The organism is Paenibacillus glucanolyticus NBRC 15330 (genome assembly GCF_004000885.1).
GTDB classification, from domain to species: domain Bacteria; phylum Bacillota; class Bacilli; order Paenibacillales; family Paenibacillaceae; genus Paenibacillus_AQ; species Paenibacillus_AQ glucanolyticus.
Window position 1 is genome coordinate 49022 of the sequence record NZ_BIMC01000014.1, and the last position, 18908, is coordinate 67929.

The 18908-nt window shown below is 51.5% G+C and carries 16 protein-coding genes; 1 reads left to right on the forward strand and 15 read right to left on the reverse strand.

Annotated features, from left to right (window positions below; translation table 11 throughout):
• Positions 1–5: 5 nt before the first annotated feature.
• Together addB and PGL02S_RS19225 are read right to left on the reverse strand one after the other, a co-directional pair.
• On the reverse strand, positions 6–3536 hold the full coding sequence (addB, locus tag PGL02S_RS19220; RefSeq protein ID WP_036644460.1) for a helicase-exonuclease AddAB subunit AddB: 3531 nt from the start codon (positions 3534–3536) through the stop codon (positions 6–8).
• Positions 3537–3844: 308 nt separating this feature from the next.
• Positions 3845–5218 (reverse strand): class I SAM-dependent rRNA methyltransferase, encoded by a 1374-nt coding sequence (locus tag PGL02S_RS19225; RefSeq protein WP_036644461.1) that lies wholly within the window; start codon positions 5216–5218, stop codon positions 3845–3847.
• Positions 5219–5532: 314 nt separating this feature from the next.
• On the opposite strand from PGL02S_RS19225, the gene PGL02S_RS19230 reads away from it, so the two are divergent.
• Positions 5533–6504: a Na/Pi cotransporter family protein gene (locus PGL02S_RS19230; protein WP_036644463.1), complete on the forward strand. Its 972-nt coding sequence runs from the start codon at positions 5533–5535 to the stop codon at positions 6502–6504.
• On the opposite strand, the gene PGL02S_RS19235 is transcribed toward PGL02S_RS19230, so the two are convergent.
• The 13 genes from PGL02S_RS19235 to PGL02S_RS19295 form a co-directional block, all read right to left on the reverse strand.
• Positions 6501–6956 carry an NUDIX hydrolase gene (locus PGL02S_RS19235; RefSeq protein WP_006209012.1) on the reverse strand — a complete coding sequence of 152 codons (456 nt, stop codon included), beginning with the start codon at positions 6954–6956 and terminating at the stop codon, positions 6501–6503. The two genes, PGL02S_RS19230 and PGL02S_RS19235, sit on opposite strands and share 4 nt — an antisense overlap.
• Positions 6957–7043: 87 nt before the next feature.
• A complete protein-coding gene (gene mtaB, locus PGL02S_RS19240; RefSeq protein ID WP_036644465.1) occupies positions 7044–8387 on the reverse strand; it encodes a tRNA (N(6)-L-threonylcarbamoyladenosine(37)-C(2))-methylthiotransferase MtaB in 1344 nt (447 codons plus the stop codon).
• A 2-nt stretch (positions 8388–8389) separates the two neighbouring features.
• Positions 8390–9160 (reverse strand): 16S rRNA (uracil(1498)-N(3))-methyltransferase, encoded by a 771-nt coding sequence (locus PGL02S_RS19245; RefSeq protein ID WP_006209010.1) that lies wholly within the window; start codon positions 9158–9160, stop codon positions 8390–8392.
• 74 nt (positions 9161–9234) lie between these two features.
• On the reverse strand, positions 9235–9927 hold the full coding sequence (locus tag PGL02S_RS19250; RefSeq protein WP_036644467.1) for a site-2 protease family protein: 693 nt from the start codon (positions 9925–9927) through the stop codon (positions 9235–9237).
• A gap of 2 nt (positions 9928–9929) precedes the next feature.
• Positions 9930–10907 (reverse strand): 50S ribosomal protein L11 methyltransferase, encoded by a 978-nt coding sequence (prmA, locus tag PGL02S_RS19255; RefSeq protein WP_036644469.1) that lies wholly within the window; start codon positions 10905–10907, stop codon positions 9930–9932.
• 183 nt (positions 10908–11090) lie between these two features.
• Positions 11091–11291: a YfhD family protein gene (locus PGL02S_RS19260; protein ID WP_006209007.1), complete on the reverse strand. Its 201-nt coding sequence runs from the start codon at positions 11289–11291 to the stop codon at positions 11091–11093.
• A gap of 49 nt (positions 11292–11340) precedes the next feature.
• Positions 11341–11712, reverse strand: a complete 372-nt coding sequence (locus PGL02S_RS19265) for a hypothetical protein (RefSeq protein WP_006209006.1) — start codon at positions 11710–11712, stop codon at positions 11341–11343.
• Positions 11713–11891: 179 nt separating this feature from the next.
• A complete protein-coding gene (dnaJ, locus tag PGL02S_RS19270; RefSeq protein WP_006209005.1) occupies positions 11892–13010 on the reverse strand; it encodes a molecular chaperone DnaJ in 1119 nt (372 codons plus the stop codon).
• Positions 13011–13102: 92 nt separating this feature from the next.
• On the reverse strand, positions 13103–14941 hold the full coding sequence (gene dnaK, locus PGL02S_RS19275) for a molecular chaperone DnaK (RefSeq protein WP_006209004.1): 1839 nt from the start codon (positions 14939–14941) through the stop codon (positions 13103–13105).
• An 87-nt stretch (positions 14942–15028) separates the two neighbouring features.
• The gene (grpE, locus tag PGL02S_RS19280; protein ID WP_006209003.1) at positions 15029–15625 is read right to left on the reverse strand and encodes a nucleotide exchange factor GrpE; all 597 of its coding nucleotides are present in this window, start codon (positions 15623–15625) and stop codon (positions 15029–15031) included.
• A gap of 61 nt (positions 15626–15686) precedes the next feature.
• Positions 15687–17222: a TCP-1/cpn60 chaperonin family protein gene (locus PGL02S_RS19285; RefSeq protein WP_006209002.1), complete on the reverse strand. Its 1536-nt coding sequence runs from the start codon at positions 17220–17222 to the stop codon at positions 15687–15689.
• Between the two features lie 13 nt (positions 17223–17235).
• Entirely contained in the window at positions 17236–18270 is a 1035-nt protein-coding gene (gene hrcA, locus PGL02S_RS19290; protein WP_006209001.1) for a heat-inducible transcriptional repressor HrcA, read from the reverse strand.
• Between the two features lie 108 nt (positions 18271–18378).
• Positions 18379–18840, reverse strand: coding sequence for an N-acetyltransferase (locus tag PGL02S_RS19295; protein ID WP_036644473.1), 462 nt, complete (start codon positions 18838–18840; stop codon positions 18379–18381).
• Positions 18841–18908 lie beyond the last annotated feature (68 nt).

Sequence of the window (18908 nt, forward strand, 5' to 3'; positions counted from 1 at the left end):
CTCCCTCACCGACTCTCTCCTCCCTTCGAATGTCCCAGCAGATCCCAGACCTGATCGCGTCCCGGCTTGCCCAGCAGCTGGTAGTCGCTGCCCTCAATCGCATCGTCGAACTGACACACCGGCCGGTAGGAACAGTACGTGCAAGCTGTTTCCTGCTGGATTCGGTAAGGTTCAATCGCTACATCGCCGCCGGTAATTCTGGAGCCGATCGTCAGCATATTTTCCCGCACTGCGGATAACAAAGTCTCCCACTGATCCGGCGTCGCAACGGCTGCGCTGCTGTAGAAGCTGCCGTCTGTTTTGACGGCAACGGGCAGAATAGCCGAATGGCCTTTTTCAAGGGATGAATCCATGAGGGAAACGGCTTCACGGTCTGCAAGCAGCAGACCTTTCATTTTGTAGCGCTTGAGCAGTTCCTCTGCCGCCTGTTCCGGCGTCATGCCGTTTGCGGATTGCAATACCGGATCATGAACGTGGAAATACAGCGTTCCTGCAGGCAATGCCTGTTCGCCAAGCCAATCCTCCGCAAACGTCAGCAGCACGTCCAGATAGGTCAGCATCTGCAAGGACAATCCGTAATAGACCTCATGCAATCGCAGATCCTTCTGGCTGGATTTATAATCAATGACCCGAAGCATGATCCCATGCTCGCCACGTGCCATATCCACCCGGTCAATACGACCGACAACCTCCATCTTCACCCCGTTAAGCAGTTCAAACGTCAGCGGCGGCAGCGGTTTGCCGGGACCGAAGTCAAGCTCAAGGCCGATCGGCTCGAATTTGCCGCGCCGGGCTTGTTCACCCAAAATAACGGAAGCTCTGCCCACGATATTCTTCAGCTTCCGGGAGATATATCCATACCGTTTGGAGCTCAACAAGATTTCGCCCTGCAGCATCGGAGCGAGCCGATCCACGGTAGCCTCCGCCTCACGCAGACACTCATCTGCCGACAGGTCTCCCCAGCTTCGATGCTCCGATTGAAACTTCACTGCCATGCTGCTCAAGGCAGCATGGAACAGCTGTCCGATGTCAGGAGCCTGCAGTCGGTACAGCTGCCGCTCTCTCAGCTTTAATCCATGTGATGCAAAATGTGAAAATGGACAGGCTACAAACCGCTCCATCCGGGATACGCTTGTCCGCAGCTTCGTTCCATACAATTGCCTGCTGGTCTCTTCCTTAAGAGGCTGCGCTTCATTCCGATAGGACAATGAAGAGAGCATCGATTCCAGACGCGGCCGAAATTCCGGCTTCTGAGCAAACCAATTGTACATATGCCACCAAATGTGCGGAATGTCCTCTCCATTCCTCCAGTCGCGAAGCCTGCCCGTTAAATATGCAAGCGTCTTGTCCGGGCGGGCCGCATAACGCTCCTGTTCGGGAACCGATTGCCCGGCATGCGGCCTTGGATACAGGGGTGTCTCGTCGATCTGGAACATCAGCTTCAGATGACGGATCACCTCGGAAGGCAATAACGTCTTGCCTTCATCATCTGCAGCAGGATAGCTGACCCACAGCTGCTCGCTGGCTGAAGTAAGCGCGTTGTAGATCAGGAAGCGCTCATCCAGCAGTCTGCGGGATATACTCGGGGCAAGCTCCAACCCGCGATCTTCGAGATGGAGCCGCTCCGGCTCTGTCAAAATGCCGTCATCCTGAAACTGGGCTGGAAGAACGCCATCGTTAATGCCGAGCAGAAAAGCATACTTCACCCCGCCCGTTCGTGTCCGGTCCATGCTTCCGATAAGCACCTGATCCAGAGAGGGTGGTACAAGGGCCATCTTCATTTCAGTGAGACCCGTATCCAGCACCCCTGTAAACAATTCCGTGCTCAGCTTCTCTGCACCCATCATCTCCACAATCTGGTCAAGCAGGTCAAGCACGGCTCCCCATACCTGGCGATGCTCCCTGGCTTCCTCTGGACGTCCTGCGTCCAACGCGGCCCGGCTGAGCAGCTCCAGCTTCTCAGGTACATCGCACTCCTCCAGAAGGCGATAAACTGCCGTACTCTGATCCATGGCGGTCGCAGCCTTTTTCATCCGTTTCTCGAACGCATGAAGCGGCTCTGCGATGACCCTTCTTGCGTATTCAATAGCCTGCATGCCGTCGAGATTGAGCACCTCGTTTTCTCCATCCTCTAGAGAGAGACTTGGAATCCCCTTCCACGGACGGCCATCCGTCCAGCGGTAACCATGAATCCCGGAAGCGAGCACATGATTCTCCAACCGGTCCATATCCTCCCGGTTCAGGGAGCCGTCCAGCGGAAGCAGCAAATCCGTCTTCACGCAGCGGAACACATCCTCATAACGCCATCTTCGCCCAATGACATCCAGAGCCGAGCGAATGAATTCAACTAACGGATGGTGCAGTTCGCTCCGCTTCTGATCCAGAAAATAAGGAATATCGTATTCCTTGAATAACGGGCCTACCAGATGCTCATAATCTCCCATATTCCGGACGAATACCGCCATCTCCCGGAATCTCGCTCCTTCCTCCTGCGCCAAGCGCAGCATCTCTCGAAGTGCCCCTTCGATTTCGGCCCGGCGATGGCTGGCAGCATGAAGAAGCAGCCCTTCTCTGCGGCCGTTCTCCTTGTCCTCATGATTCCCGTCTCCATAAGCTCCCGTCCAGCGCTTCTTCCGGTCATAACCGCGCTCAAGATGCGCCAGCACCGGGGAATCCTGAAACCGCGGCGGCACTTCAGGATGCAGCATATGGTGTTCCGCATCCATTCCCAACTCATCGGCAATTCCTTTCAGCTTTATGTACGTCACCGCGGTAGGATGAAACAAATCCAGCTCATGTGGAACAGCCCCATCCATATAAGGTTTGTCGAGTGTCAGAGCTATCGTGACGTGATTGGCATGATGGATAAGCTCCCCGAGCACCCGATACTCCTGCGGGGTAAAGCCATGGAAGCCATCGATCCAGATGTCGGCACGCTTGATGTATTCTGAGTCCGCCACGCCCTCCGCCAGTGAGGCGAGTGTGTCTTCCTCATCCGTGTACAGCCGCGATATCTCGAGTTCGAAATCACGGAATACAGTTACGATATCTTCCAGCTTTCGGCGAAGCATCGGAGAATTTCCGGAGCCCGACATCATCTGGCTCAGCTGCTCCTCCACACAGGAAGCGTCAATGCAGTATCGCTTCATTTCCGTGTAGAGCTCACTCAGCTTACCGACAAAACCGAGCTGCTCGCCTGAGGCGCCGAATAGCTGCAGTTCTTCTTTGCGCCTCCGCAAAATTTTATACATCAGCATGCGTTTTCCTTCTTCACTGATCGCCACTTTCGCTGCTCCGCCAGTCTCCTGCATGACCCGGTAGGCCAATCGGCGGAAACTGAGCACTTGCGCACGCATCATGCCCCGTATGCCTCCCGCATTCACGAGTGCGTGTTCGGCTTCATAGGACCCCTGCTCCGGAACGATCAGAATCATCGGATTCCCCCTGGGATCCCGCTCCAGTTGATCCATCATCTCTTGACGGATCAATGTGCTCTTGCCGCTGCCTGACCTTCCGATCACAAATTGAACGCTCATGCTATGCCCCCTTCCACAGTGTCTGCCAAAGGGTACTCCTTCACCAGAGAACACGATATCGTTCCGATGAAATCATACCCTTGAATCTATGATTTATTTGACCAAAAAGGATGTAAAATCCATTGTAATTGTTAGCACTCTATCAAAAAAGATGCTGATTCCTAGTATAACATAAGTGCGGTTTGATGGAACATACGTTTGGATTTCATTGCCATTCCAAAATATTGTGTGCATAAGAAAAAGGACCTCCCCTCATGGTTTACCCACCACTTGGAAGATCCTTCTTATCCATACGATTCGGCAGCACTCTATAGTCTTGATTTGCTGCGCACTTCAAACACAGCGAATTTCAAATAATGCCCCTCGTCCACCCCAAGGATTTGGGGGTGATCTTTACCAGCGGCACGCCATTCCACCAATCTCAGAATTTTGCCTGCATCTTGGGCCGCATCCTGGATCGTCTCCAGGAACAAATCCGGCCGCATATGGTACGAGCAGCTAGCCGTAACCAAATAACCGCCCTCGTTCACCAGTTTCATGCCATGCAAATTGATGTCCTTGTATCCGCGGCAAGCCCCTTTGACGGCTGACTTGGTTTTGGCAAATGCCGGTGGATCCAGAATTACCACATCCCAGGAACGGCCGCCTCCTGCTGTCAGGGGTTTGGAGGTGTCTACCTTCTGATCCCCTTTGGCCCGCTGTTCACGTTCATCCAGTCCTTTTACCTGGTTCCGCAAATATTGGAAGGCATCATCCACGACGAACTCCACCCGATCCTGAAATCCGTTCAGTTCGACATTCTCTCTGGCACTGTCTATTGCATGCTCCGAAATATCGAGGCAGGTAACTTTCTTGGCGCCATATTGGCAAGCATGCAGGGTGAAGCTGCCCGTATGGGAAAAGCATTCAAGCACCGTGGCTCCGTCCCAATATGGAAAAGTAACTTCTTTTCCACTCTTGTTCACAGGCACCTTCTTCAGCTCACCACCCGATTCCACTGCTTGAAGCGCAATTCCGCTGCGGCTTCCCCAGCCGGTCATTAACGGTTTAATGGAAGCCCGATTCTCACGCTGGTCAAAGAAATATCCCGTCTTCTGTCCCTCTTCGATATCAACCTTAATCTTGAGGCCGTTCTCCGTCACGGTTACGTGGCGCGGACACTCTCCGTAGAGGACCCCTTTGCGCAGCTCAAGTCCCTCCAGCTCACGAACGGATACGTCGCTCCGCTCATAGATCCCTTTTGGCTGCATAACCTCAACCAGCGCACTCACAATCTCTTCACGGCAGCGATCCATACCCAGCGTCAGCAGCTGCACAACCAGCACGTCAGCGAAACGGTCTACAATCAAACCGGGTAAAAAATCGGCTTCTCCGTATACCAGCCGGTAGGCGTTCTCTTCCCCGATAAACCGTTCCCGGTGCTTCAGGCACTCCTGAAAACGGGCGGCAAAAAAAGTCCGATTCATCAACTCAACCGGCTCGTAGGAAACGGTGCGTACCGTGATTTGAGACTGCGGATTGTAATAACCCGAGGCAAGAAACCGCCCTTGGTGGTTTAACACAGAAACCAGATCCCCCGGTTTCGGCTCTCCCTCAACTGAGGCAATCTCGCTTTTATAAACCCAGGGATGCCCCTGCTCCAATCTCTTTTTTCGACTGCGCTCCAAAATAACCGATGGCACTGTATGTTCACTCCTTAAGTTATCCCCTGCGCCATATCTATAGGCATGCATGTCCGCCAGGGGTCATATACGTAATAAGAAAAGCGTCTACCGACGTGTTTTTTGCGTAAGACAGACTTTTCCATAAGACAGACAGCGTGTAAAGGATGTTTTTCTTGCGATTATCGAATTCGCTCAGCTTCGGTGAACTGTTATAAATTCCATAATCTTAAGAAAAGCACCGATGGAGGTCTTACCGAAGAGATCCGGTCAAGTCCTTCCGCCGCGGCCGACGTTATTATCTCACACTTTATTCCTCAGAAAAGGAGAACATCATGCTATCCTCACTCTGGTTTCCCATCTGTTATGGTCTTGTTCTGTTCCTGTTCGGTATGAAGGTCATGGAGGTAGCCCTCCAGCGCTGGGCCGGTCCCCTGTTGCATAAGTGGCTCCACCAAGCGACATCCACACCCATCAAGGGCATGATCGCCAGCACTGCGGTAACAGCACTGCTCCAGAGCAGCACCGCTGTAACCGTACTAGCGATAGGATTCGCGAATGCCGGCCTGTTGAGTTTTGCCGGAACCCTGGGCATCATTCTAGGCACCAACATCGGCACAACGGTTACCACGGAGCTCATCAGTCTTCAAATCGGACAGGCAGCCATGCCCCTCCTTGTCCTCTCCCTGATGTTATGGATTGGAGCTGTACTCGTCAGCGAACGCGTACCTTCCAGCTATGACAAATTAAAAGAGAAGCTGATCCGCAGTCAGTTTCTCTGCTTGGCGGTTGCCGGATTCTCGCTTGTGCTGCTCGCCATTCAATTCATGCAATCCATCGGCCCCACCCTTCAAAGCCTTGGCGTGTTCCAATGGTTTCTCGACCATGCTTCGCGAAGCGTCCTCTGGGGCATTGCCGCCGGTACGCTGCTGACCGCGCTCATGCACAGCAGTGCTGCAGTCATCGCCATGGCAATGGGCCTTGCAGCCAGCGGAGCGCTGCCTCCCGAGATTGGCGTCGCCATCGTGCTGGGCTCTAATGTGGGGACCTGCGTGACAGCTTTAATAGCTGCGCTTGGCAGCACCCGGGCCGGTCGATTTGTGGCTTGGTCCCACATGAGTCTCAATATCGGCGGGGTTCTTCTCTTTACGCCCTTGATTGCAGGTTTAACGATGGTATCGGGCTGGTTTGCCGCAGACCCGGCTGGTCAGATCGCCCATGCACAAACCTTGTTTAATGTCGTTTGCTCTCTTATCGCGCTTCCGCTGTGCTATCTGCCATTCTGGAACAAACGGGCTCAGACCTAAATCTGAATATCTTCGTCTACAGGAATGCTGATATCAAGTAGCGTAAGCGCTTTGCGAAGGATAACATCATTATTGTTGTAACCGTTACTGCGCTGCTTCCTCCATGCGGTAAGAGGCTCAAACCAATCCACCCCGTTAATTTCTTCGACCTGGGGTTTCAAAACACCCTTTTCTGCCTTTACCAGGTAGTAGTGAACTTCCTTGTCCACCTGGCCTAATTCGGGATGATGGTATTTATATGCAATGATGTCCACTGGAGAGGTGATGGATCCGACTATACCTGTCTCCTCGCATATTTCTCGGAGTGCCGTCTGCTCGACGGTTTCACCTGCTTCCATCTTGCCTTTGGGAAGCGAGGTTTTTCCGTAACGGTCCAATATGAGCTGGATCTGAAGCGCCCCTTCATAATGACGGTATACAACGCCGCCTGCGGAAATTTGTGTATATGTCATGTCCTGTTCCTCCTTCATGTACAACAAGGATTCCACTTCCAAATGGCTAGGAAATGAAATCCTTGTCTGGTATGGCCGCTATTGGAATTACTGGGCAGCTGCCTTAAGTCCATGATCCATGACGCTGAGGAGTTCGCCCTCGCATTCATTTACACCGGCTTTGGTCACTTTTACGCGGCACAATTTGCCTTCGAGATCAGACGAGCCATTGAATATGAGCTGGAGGTAGTTATCGCTGTAACCCTGCATCTTTCCGCCTTTGGGAGCACCCTTGTATTCCCGCTCCGGTATCACGTCCAGAATCTTGCCTACAAACTGCTCCGCATAAGCAAGCTGCAGCTGCTCCGACAAGTCGATCAGATCATGGACACGGGTGTTCTTCACTTCCTCGTCCACCTGATCCTCCATGCGTGCTGCCGGCGTACCGGTACGCTTGGAATAAGGGAACACGTGCATCTCGGAGAATTGAATGGCCTTCATCAGATCATAGCCGTTGCGGAACATCTCATCCGTTTCTCCTGGAAATCCAACGATGACGTCGGTGGTAATGCCGACATCCGGCATCGCTTGGCGGATCAAGCCCATCTTGTTATAGAACTCTTCCGTCGTATATTTACGGCGCATCCGTTTCAGCACCGTATCATCTCCAGCTTGCAGCGGAATATGGAGGTGACGGCACATTTTACTGGAACGGTTCAGAACGTCCAGCATCTTCTCATCGATCTGGCTGGCTTCAATGGAGCTGATGCGAATGCGTTCCAGACCGTCAACCCGGTCAAGGTCCCACAACAGGTCGGACAATCGGTATTCCTCGAGATCGTCGCCGTATCCGCCCGTGTGAATACCGGTCAACACGATTTCTTTATATCCTGCCCCTACCAGCTGATGAGCTTGCTGGATAATGCTCTTCGGATCCCGGCTGCGCGACAGTCCGCGGGACCAAGGAATAATGCAGAACGTACAGAAGTTGTTGCATCCGTCCTGAATTTTCAGGAATGCACGTGTACGCTCGGCAAAATCCGGAACGTCCATCTCCTCGAACACTCTGGTCTTCATAATATTACGCACGGCATTAATCGGCTGGCGCGTTTTTTCAATATCCTGAATGAAATCCATGATTTTATCGCGATCCTGGTTTCCGATTACAAGATCCACGCCTGGAATATCCAAAATCTCGGCAGGCGAGGTTTGGGCATAACAGCCCGTTACAGCCACGATGGCTTCAGGATTGCGGCGAACCGCGCGTCTGATCATTTGACGGCTCTTTTTATCCCCTGTATTGGTAACGTGGCAAGTGTTAATCAAATAAACATCAGCGGTTTGTTCGAAGTCCACCTGGTCGTAGCCTTCATTTTTGAAGTATTGCCAGATGGCCTCGGTATCGTAAAAATTGACTTTGCAACCCAACGTATAAAACGCTACGGATGGCATGTTCAAACGCCCCCCATTTCTCCAGATTCGTATAGTGCGCAGGCAAGCGCGGTCATGCCGGCAGTCTCGCAGCGGAGAATCCGCCTTCCCAGTCCGACGGACACGGCTCCCGCATCCTCGGCAGCCCGGCATTCCTCTTCCGTAAATCCGCCCTCAGGCCCAACGACCAGCAGCAAGCAGGCTTGGGAGCCGGACTCCGGCAGCGCCTGCTCTACAAATGGCTTGAGCACGTCCCTTAACTGGGAACCATGCTCTTTCTCATAACAAAAACAAACAGCATCATAGCTGGAAAACGCTGCAAGCAGATTCCTCCACGATAAAGGCTGTTCAACAGACGGTACCCGGTTACGATGAGCCTGTTCAGCAGCCTCCTTCGCGATTTTGCGCCAACGCTCCAGCCGCTTGCCTTCCTTCTTGGCATCGTACTGAACAATCGTTCGTTCCGATAAGAAGGGAGCAAAGGACACCGCGCCAATCTCGGTGCATTTTTGGATGACGGTCTCCATTTTGTCGCCTTTCGGCAAGCTCTGGGCAATCGTCACCTGCAGGCGCGGCTCATTTCTCATCTCCATGGATTCAATCACAACGGCAAAAACGCTGGCCGCTTCTAAACTTTCAATTTCAACCATGGCTTCGCGGGATACCCCATCGCTTACAATCAGTTTATCACCAAGCCTGCCTCGCATGACCTTGGTGATATGACGGGCATCATCGCCCGTAATCTCTACACGGTCTCCCTCGAATTGTGCGGGAGTCACAAAATATCGCTGCATCTTTATATCCTCACCTAACTCAAAAATCGCCAAACCCCATCATACAACTTTTCATGCGAACTGACCAGAAAAAATCAGTGTCGATAACCGCCGGTCATCAAAATGAACATATCCAAAATTTTGGAGGACAGCGCATATGCCGTATCATACAGGGGCTTGATCGTATAGTTCTGGAAAAAAGGCAACAGAATGATCAACAAGAATATAAGGATCGACCATTGCTCAAACTTTTGTATCTTCGCACTCATCCGCGGAGGAAGCGCGTTCTCCAGGATGCGGTAGCCGTCCAGCGGCGGCAATGGAACCAGATTAAACAGACATAAAAAGAAATTGAGCAATATGAATATATTAAAGAACAAATGCACCGCTTGATCCGTCTTGGTTATTCCTTCGGGAGGAATAATGCCGGTTTGATACAGAACAGCATAAATGAGCGCCCCAAGTATGCCTAACAAAAGGTTGCTCAGCGGACCCACCGCCGCCACGATAATGCTCATCCGGCGTGGGTTGCTAAAGTTCTCCCGATTAATGGGAACCGGTCTTGCCCAGCCGAACCCGGCAATCAGCAGGAGGACGATGCCCAGAAAATCAAAGTGCACCGCAGGATTCAGTGTCACTCTGCCCAGCAGCTTGGCTGTAGGATCTCCGAATTTATTAGCAAAATAGGCATGTGAAAACTCATGCACGGTAAATGCAATGATTAAAGCAATCAGGTAAAACGGAAGCTGTTCCAGCGGATAAAATAGCAGCTTATCCAAAAAATCCATAATCAGTTCTTCCTCGCTACGAATGCAACCCAATCATCCTCGCGGCAAATGTCCGCGATTTCGAAGCCCGAGGCAATCAGTGCCTTCTCCACGATTTCTTCTTTGTTCTTGTAGATTCCGGAAGCGATATAGGCGCCGCCTGGCTGAAGGGCCTGGTAGACATCGTCCACAAACAATAGGATAACCTCCGCCAAAATGTTGGCCACTACAACTTGTACCGGCAGTCTCACGCCCAGGTCCGATTGAACGGACGAATCCGTCAGTACCGAGAGCAAATCACTTTCCTTCACCGTGATGACATCTTCCAGACCATTAAGACGGGTATTCTCCTTCGCGCTGGATACGGCAACCGGGTCCAGGTCAAGAGCCAGAATTCGCGAAGCCCCCAGATGCGCCGCACCGATGGAGAGAATGCCTGATCCCGTCCCGACGTCAATGACTTCCTCACCGCCCTGGATTACCATCTCCAGCGTACGCAGGCACAAGGAAGTGGTTGGATGTGTTCCCGTTCCGAAAGCCATCCCGGGGTCCAGTACAATAATGGATTCATTGTCCGATTCAGGCGTGTATTCCTCCCATGTCGGTTTGATGGTTAACCTCTCGGACACGCGGATCGGTTTAAAATACTGCTTCCAGGCAGTCGCCCATTCATTCTCATCCACCGTCTTCATCTCATAACTTACTTCACCTGTATCAATGCCAAATTCCTTCAGCTCCTCCACACGAGGGGCAATTTCATCAAGGACCGATTCCAGCGTAACCGTCTCATCAAAGTAACCTTTGATGACGGCAAACCCTTCAGGAATATCGTTAAACGGAACAATCTCATCAAACCATTGCCCAAGGGATGTATCCCGTTTCTTGTTCGTAGTACCGGACTCTTCAATTGAGACGCCTCCGGCTCCTGCTTCATGCAGGAAATTCGTAATCATCTCCACGGCTTCCTCCGTGGTATGTATCGTTAATTCACGCCATAACATGTGCTACAGTTCCTCCTCGTTCATACATAAATACCATTGTACTATATGGAGGACCCCTGATACAAAGTTTGTACGGAAATGCGTGGCGACTATTCTGTTGATCATATAATCAAAAAAGCCCTTCTTACCGCCTCCGCAAGAAGAAGGTAAGAGGGACCAGGCAATACATTAAATTCGTAACGATCAATCTACGTCTTTACTGGTTTCGTCGAGAATTTTCTTCAATTGGCGTTCATCCGCTGCCTCGCTTCTGCGAAGCGCCTCGACATCATCGTGATCGGCTTCCATTGCCGAGAATTCAACATCCTCAGCCTTGGCGGATTGAAGAGCAATCATCTTCTCCGTTTTGCTCGAAATTTTTCCTTTTTTCACACGTCTCATCATGAGTGCTATTCTCCTTTCCTTATAAACGATTAGCGCTGACCTGCAACACTTAAACCATGCCGCCGGATTCTTCGATGATTCGCATGGCTTGAGTGAATACGCCTTCATCCAACACAACCGTCAACAGAATATCCCGGCCCTCGGTTCCGTCCTGCCCTCCGCTGCTCATCCCGCTGGCAGAAGGATCCGCCGCTCCGAGGATTCCGGCTCCCGGCCCCGAAATGTCCGCATTTAGGGTCAACGTTGACAAGCTGGCAATATTACCTGTCAACGGATTCATCGGTTGGTTAAGCTCCCCGCCGGGATAAGCCCCAAACCGGTCGATAGACATATCCGCAACGCGCAGCGACTGGAGCTTGCGAGCTGCGTGCTGTGCCTGATCAGGGCTTTTGAAATACGCCAAAATATTTTTCTCTGCCACTTCACTTCACCTGCATTTCCTCTTCAAAATCGCGCATCTGGATGGAACCCCCCTAGGATGCTTCATCATTGATCCTTTTATTCTTGGGAGCTGTAGAAAAAACAGCAGGCTAAAGGTATGTTATCCTTCAGCCTGCTGTTATATTTCGTGCTATGAAAGGGAATATCCCTATATCAGTATTAGTCACCACGGAATGCTTTTTTCACACGGTCAAAAAAAGACTGTTCCTGTTCATGAGTCTGTTCGCCATCAAGCGAAGCAAATTGACGAAGCAGTTCTTTCTGCTCATCACTCAGCTTACTTGGCGTGATAACCACAACTTTGACATGCTGGTCGCCCTGTCCCATGCCGCGCAGCCGCGGTACCCCTTTGCCTTTCAATCGGAAGAAGGTGCCGGTCTGTGTTCCAGCCGGGATCTTCAGCTTCACTTTTTCGGTCAGCGTCGGGATTTCGATCTCATCGCCAAGCGCAGCTTGGGCAAAGGTAAGCGGCACTTCGCAATAAATGTCATCCCCTTCGCGTTCAAAGAAATCATGCGGCTTCACACGGATAACAATATACAGGTCACCGGCCGGTCCGCCGCGTAATCCGCCTTCGCCTTCGCCTGTCATGCGCAGCTGAGCTCCGTCATCCACACCGGCAGGTACGCGAACATGAATTTTGCGCTGTTTTTTCACTTTACCGTTGCCATGACAAGTCGAGCAGCGGTCTTTGATAATCTTTCCGGTTCCGTTACAGTTGGAGCAAGCACGGCGGTTCACCATACGTCCGAATGGCGTATTTTGCACAACCTCCTGCTGTCCGCTGCCATTACATACCGAGCAAGTATGAGGCTGCGTGCCTGGTTTGGCACCGGAACCATGACACGTATCGCAGGTCTCGGTTCTCGGGATATTAATATCCGTCTCCTTGCCAAATATGGCTTCCTTAAACTCTACCGTCATGGTGTACTGCAGATCGTTCCCCCGCTGAGGCGCATTCGGATCACGGCGTCCATTGCCGCCAAAGAACATATCAAATATATCTCCAAAACCGCCGAAATCACCGGAGAAGCCGCCTCCGCCCATTCCTTGGTTCGGATCGACATGACCGTACTGGTCGTAAGTCGAACGCTTCTGACCATCGCTCAATACATCGTAAGCCTCTTTCACTTCCTTGAATTTGGCTTCCGCGTCAGCCGCTTTGTTTACATCCGGATGGTATTGGCGAGCCATTTTGCGGTACGCCTTCTTGATATCATCATCCGATGCATCCTTGCCAACACCGAGCACCTCGTAATAATCACGCTTATCAGCCACGGTTTCACCCCAATCTCTTTATTACTCTTTACATAAGGAAAGCCAAAGTGCGAAGATGCGCAGCTTTGACCTTCCCATACAATCTATTCAGATTAACCTTTGTTTTTATCTTCGTCAACAACCTCGTAATCTGCATCAACGACATTGTCTTTCTTCGGAGCGCCAGTGTCAGCACCTTCAGCACCTTGCTGTTCTTGTGCTGCTTGCTCATACAGCTTCACGGACAGCTGCTGCACGATTTGAGTCAGCTCCTCAACCGAAGCGTTAATCTCTTCCAGGTTATCGGCTTCGAGCGCCTTTTTCACTTTCTCTTTCGCTTCATTCGCTTTTTCCACTTCGGCCGCATCAACTTTGTCTCCAAGGTCTTTGATGGTTTTCTCTGTGGTGTATACGAGTTGGTCCGCATTGTTGCGAGCTTCTACCAGTTCTTTACGTTTACGGTCTTCCTCGGCGTGAAGCTCAGCGTCTTTCATCATTTGTTCAACTTCAGCGTCACTCAAGCCGCTGGAAGACGTGATGGTGATCTTCTGGCTCTTGCCAGTGCCTTTATCCGTAGCCGAAACATTGACGATACCGTTCGCATCAATATCGAAGGTAACTTCGATTTGCGGTACACCGCGCGGTGCTGGAGGAATATCTCCAAGCATGAAGCGTCCCAATGTTTTGTTGCCGGCAGCCATTTCGCGCTCACCTTGAAGCACGTGAATTTCGACACTCGGCTGGTTATCGGCATACGTGGAGAATACTTGGGATTTGCTTGTTGGGATTGTCGTATTGCGATCGATCATTTTGGTGAATACGCCGCCTGCGGTTTCGATACCGAGGGACAGTGGAGTTACGTCGAGCAGAACCACGTCTTTAACGTCGCCAGTCAATACGCCCGCTTGAACAGCGGCACCAAGCGCGACCACTTCGTCAGGATTTACGCCTTTGTGAGGCTCTTTGCCTGTCAATTTCTTAATGGCTTCTTGTACGGCTGGAATACGGGTAGAACCGCCGACAAGTACGATTTTATGAATATCATTAGCCGTCAAACCTGCATCGCTAAGCGCTTGACGAGTTGGTCCAAGCGTACGCTCTACAAGTGAAGCGGACAATTCTTCGAATTTAGCACGAGTCAGGTTGATCTCCAAATGCTGAGGCACGCCGTCAGCAACGGTGATGAACGGCAGGGAAATCGTTGTTGTCAGTACGCCGGACAATTCCTTTTTCGCTTTCTCAGCTGCGTCTTTCAAACGTTGAACGGCAGCCTTGTCTTTGCTCAGGTCAATGCCCTGCTCTTTTTTGAATTCTGCTACCAGGTAGTCGATGATCACTTGGTCAAAATCGTCTCCGCCGAGTTTGTTGTCACCGCTGGTTGCTTTTACTTCGAAGAAGCCATCGCCGAGTTCCAGAATGGAAACGTCGAATGTACCGCCACCAAGGTCATATACCAGAATCGTTTGGTCTTCGGATTTTTCCATACCGTATGCCAAAGCAGCTGCCGTCGGCTCGTTAACGATACGCAGAACCTCAAGACCCGCGATTTTACCGGCATCTTTTGTTGCTTGACGCTGACTGTCATTAAAATATGCAGGAACCGTGATAACGGCTTGGGTTACTGTTTGGCCCAGATACGCTTCCGCATCGGATTTCAGCTTCTGCAGAATGATTGCGGAAATCTCTTGCGGTGTGTAGTCTTTGCCATCGATGGTTTCTTTGTGATTCGTACCCATGTGACGCTTGATGGAGATAATGGTACGATCCGGGTTGGTGATCGCTTGCCGTTTGGCTGTATCCCCAACAACACGCTCGCCATCTTTCTTAAATCCGACGACGGACGGGGTTGTACGAGCACCCTCCGGATTCGGGATAACTACTGCTTCCCCACCCTCCATTACGGCTACGCAGGAGTTGGTTGTTCCTAAGTCGATACCAATTACTTTGCTCATGAAAAATTTTCCTCCTTATTCATTCACACGAATCTTCGTATGATATTGATCATTTTTTTATATGATAAACGACCATTCGAGAGTCGCTTACATGCTCACTTTAACCATGGCAGGTCTCAATACTTTGTCTTTCAGCATGTAGCCCTTCTGCACTTCCTCGACCACGATGCCTTCCTCGAATTCATCGCTTTCCACTTGCATTATCGCTTGATGATACTCCGGATTAAACGGCTCGCCGATACTGTTCATCGCCGTCAAGCCTTCGCTTGCCAGAACGGATTCCAGTTGACGGAAAATCATGTTTACCCCTTTGGAGAAGGATTCAAACTCCGGATTGTCACCGGATGCCTGAAGGGCACGTTCAAAGTTGTCAATCACGGGCAGAAGCTCCGTAATGAGTTTGGAGGAAGCATATTTACCAAGCTCCTCTTTCTCCTTCTGTGTACGTCTGCGGAAGTTATCGAAATCCGCTTGCACTCGCAGCGCGCGCTGCTGATGCTCCAGCACTTCAGCCTGAAGTTTCTCAAGCTCGGCTGAACCAGCCTCATCCGAAGATTCCGTTACAGGAATCTCCTGCTCAGGGGTTACTTCACCCTCACCCGGGCCTGGCGTGTTCTCCAATGTTTCTTCTACTATTTCCTCTGAAACTGTATCTTGAACGGCATCCTTATGCTCATTATTCAAGACGCCTTCACCTCCTTCATATTCTAAACCAGGTTGTCTGTGATTCATTTATGGGATTACGTTATTCGCCTATTTCCTTCATCTTGATTACATGATGAATCCGAAGCACGGCAGCCGCTACTTCGCCGGCTGCCCGCAGTCCGTGAAGTTTGACCGGAGCCGGATCAAGCACCCCAAGCTCCTCATAATCCACAACACGGCCGCTGTCACAATCAATACCCATACTATCGGAGATGGCACGAATTTGTGCTGCGCGCACTTCCTCCATCTTCTCAAGCGGATTGTAACCGGCATTCAGAAGGATCTGCGACATCGGCTTGCGCAGCGCCGCCGAAACGGCCTCCATCCCGAAGGCTTCCATGCCTTTCTGGGCCTCCCGGATTCGTTCCAGCTCGTAGGACACGGCAAGTTCGCTTGTCCCGCCGCCTGGAAGCACCCCGCCGGATACGGCCGCCTGCAGAGCCGATGCTGCGTCTCCCGCGATTCGGGCGGCCTCGCCCACCACTTCAGAGGTGCTTGCACCGACAATGACCGTCACAATACGGTCTTGATTGCCGCATGCAAGCCGGATCTTCTCAATCCCTTCATCATAAGAGACACGCGGGGTATGGCCCAGAAGAGCCGCAAGCTCCTTCGAGTCTTTATGTAACGCCTTCCGGCGTATGGGAGTAGCCCCCGTCATGTCGCTTACCCGCCGAAGATCCGCACGCGATACGCGCGGCACAACCATCATGCCGTGGTCGAGGCAGAACTGCTCTGCATCGGGGTGGATTCCTTTTTCAAGCAGAATGAGTTTTACGGACAATTCCGACATCTTCTCTAAATCCGAAGCGAACACTTTCCTAAGATCCATATACTGCGCAAACCCGGCTTCCGTTGTCAGCGCCTCTTCGTCTATCTCATCCGGCTCCAGGGAATCAAACAGCACAAGCACCTTGGCATCATCATATGATTGTGATTCGCGGGCGAAGATAGGCCTCTGCCGCAGCAGAACCCCTTCAAACACTTCATTCTCGGCATTCTCCAGAGCAATTATACTGTCTGCAAGCGAGTAGGAAGGGTCCTGGAGCCGATTAATTCCGGCCTTGTGTGCAGCCTGCATGATTAATTCCACAATGTCCTTGCGTTCACGGCCAGCAACGTACACCGTCCGCTCAAGCAGCGGATCGTCCAGTCCGTCAATGACCCGAACCCGGTCAGATAACAACCGCAAAGACGTCTCGATTCCCTGGCGCAGACCCTCCACCACCTTGGAAGCCGGGACACCCCGCGTAATGCGGGATACGCCTTCCTGTACCAGGGCACCTGCAAGCACGGTAGCGGTTGTGGTGCCATCCCCGATCTTCTCCTGCTGGGCACGCGCCACCTGTATGAGAAGGCGGGCTGCCGGATGGGTGACATCCATTTTATCCAGAATCGTGACACCGTCATTGGTAATGACGACTTCACCGCGAGGGCCCACCAGCATCACGTCCAGCCCCTTGGGCCCAAGAGTACCTTCCACAGCGGACGTGACAGCCCGGACGGCATTACTATTGTTCAGCAGCGTAGAGTACCGCTCATCTCCATCCACTTGGCTATGTTGTCCTTGGCTCATCTGTCTCACTCCTTTATTTGTACCAGTGTGACAGCAGCTTCGTCAGGTCATGGGATAATACATTCAAGATGCCGATCACCCGTGCATATTCCATTCGTGTAGGGCCGAGTATTCCGATGGAACCAAGCGCTTTGCCATCGATGGAATAGGTAGCCGTTATTAAACTGCAGTTGGAGATCGCTTCATGCGTATTCTCCGTACCTATCTTCACCTGAATGCCGTGCTCCCCAGGAGCCGGTGCCATCAGCTTCATCAGGGCAGGCGTCTGCTCCAGAAGCTCAAAGATTTCCCTTACCTTATCTACATCCTTGAACTCGGGCTGATTCAGCATATGGGTGGTACCGCTAAGATACACACCCCGGTGGTCCGGTTCGTTATTAAGCGCAATATCGAGCATGCTCATGAGATCCTCGTAATGCGAAATATGCCGCTGCATTTCCTCGCCAATCTCCGTATACAAACGGGTCTTGAGTTTATATAGAGGCACGTTGACAAGTTTCTTGTTCAGAAGGTTCACCACTTGCTCCAATTCCGAAACGGACACGCCCTTGGGAATGGAGACAATCTTGTTCTCGACTTGCCCAGTGCTGGTTACGATGATCGCTACGGCCTGGTCCTCATGAAGAGGAAGAAGCTGGAAATGACGCAAAGACGTATGAAAAACTTCCGGTCCCAGCAGGATGGAAGTGTAATTAGTCATCTGAGACAAAATGCCGGCTGTATGCTGTATCATCTGCTCCATCACGTTCAGCTTTTCTGCAAAAAATGATTTCATCAAATGCAGCTCCGCAGCGTTCAAGGAAAACGACGACGCGAGATGATCAACATAATAACGATATCCCTTATGAGACGGAATTCGTCCAGCTGACGTATGAGGCTGCTCCAAAAACCCGAGCTCCTCCAGATCAGCCATCTCATTTCGAATGGTAGCCGGACTATAACCCACATCCCCGCGTTTGGAAATGCTTCTCGAACCTACCGGCTCGGCAGAACGGATATAGTCATCCACAATGGCATTCAAAATCATGCGCTGACGATCTGTTAACATGTCGCTCCCCTCCTTGCTGACTGCTAAATTTCGCTTTCGTTAGCACTCCTCGTCATCGAGTGCTAACCGATATAACAAAAATACCAAACCGACCTGAGGATTGTCAAGTCAGTTCAGTACTTTAAGAACAGCTATTTCGTCACAGGCGTGCTGCTTCTTGCAATGGATGCAGTCGGTCCACACCTTCTCCGGGAAAATCTCCTTCTCAACGACGTCAAAGCCGTTTTTGATGAAAAAGGATACCTCGTACGTCAAGGCCATCACTTTCGGAAGCTCACGACGCTTCGCCTCTTCCAAAAGGGAATCCACCAGCATCGAGCCGATGCCCTTTCCTTTATAACCTTCAGAGATGCCGAGTGATCGGATCTCAACCAAATCGGTTCCGAGCTGACACAATGAACCACAGCCGATAACATGTCCTTCGGATTCCGCAACCACGAATTCTCCGATCTGTTTCTCCAGCACTTTTTTGGACCGGGGCAGCATGATCCCCTTCTCGGCATATCCCTGAATCATCTGATACAGCGGCTCGACATCCTCAAGCTTTGCTTTTCTGCATACCGCCGACATGTTGTCCGTCTCCCCTTTACACGCTCCGTCATGTTATGAATAAATATACAACAGAGCGCATATAAGTT